This is a genomic window from Pseudomonas sp. K8 (assembly GCF_014889455.1).
In the GTDB taxonomy this organism is placed as follows: domain Bacteria; phylum Pseudomonadota; class Gammaproteobacteria; order Pseudomonadales; family Pseudomonadaceae; genus Aquipseudomonas; species Aquipseudomonas veronii.
Genome location: NZ_VJWO01000123.1, coordinates 1 through 946 on the forward strand (window position 1 = coordinate 1; position 946 = coordinate 946).

Sequence of the window (946 nt, forward strand, 5' to 3'; positions counted from 1 at the left end):
GGTGAAGGTCAAGCTCTGGGCGGTCAGCTCGCTGTTGGCGGCATTGGTGCTGGCAATGGCGCCGCCCACCAGGTTCACGTGTCCGGCGTCGACGTGGTAACCGCCATCGCCCGCGAACAGCCCGGACTGCTGGCCAACGCCCTTGTAGCTGCCGTTGGCTTTGCCCGCACTGGCATAGCCGCTGGCATCCCACGCGGTGCCGAGCGAGACCTGCACGCGGCCACCCACCTGGCTGTCCTTGGACATGCTCTCGGCAATGTCCTGCAGCGATTCGATGGTGAGCGTGCCGCCGGTCTTGACGTAGATGCGGTCGGCCGTTGCGGTTGCACCGCGCAGGGTGGTGTCACCTTCTGCCTTCAGCGAGATGTTCTGGCCGGTGAGGGTGGTGTTCTGCCAGGTGCTGCTGTCGGAGTTGGACTTGCTGCTGCCCACACTGGCTTCGGCATACACGTACACGCCGGTCTGCGCGCCGACTGATACGCCCACGCCCACTTCGGCGCCCGCGTTGTTGCTCTTGCTCTTGTCCTGAAGGTGCGCCTTGCCTGCTTCCAGCAGGATGTCGCCGGCCGAATCCAGCGCCAGCGTGTTGCCGGCGTTGAGGTTGCCCTGCACCACGTGGATGTCGCCGCTGGTGCTGGTCAGGTTGTCGTTGCCGCCACCCTTGGTGGCGCTGACAATGGCACTACCGGCTTGGTACGCATTGGCACCGGCCGCCATGCCCTGCATCGCCTGCAGCCGCCCATCGGACTGACGCGCCGAATCCACGTTGTTGATCAGGTCAATGAAGGGCGACTTGATCCGCGCGAACACGCCGATCTTCAGGTCCTTGTCGCTCTGCGAGTTGTAGCCGGTCTCGTTGGCAGTGAGTAGTTCGATCTCCGCCGCAGTGATGTTCACATCCTGCGCGGCCACCACGTTGCTGGCGATCTGGGTGTACTTGCCGCCC

General features: G+C 64.6%; 1 protein-coding gene. It reads right to left on the reverse strand.

The genetic code is table 11. From position 1 onward, the window contains the following. Positions 1-946 (reverse strand): hemagglutinin repeat-containing protein (locus INT12_RS30485; protein WP_193059178.1); only part of this gene is annotated, 946 nt, incomplete at both ends.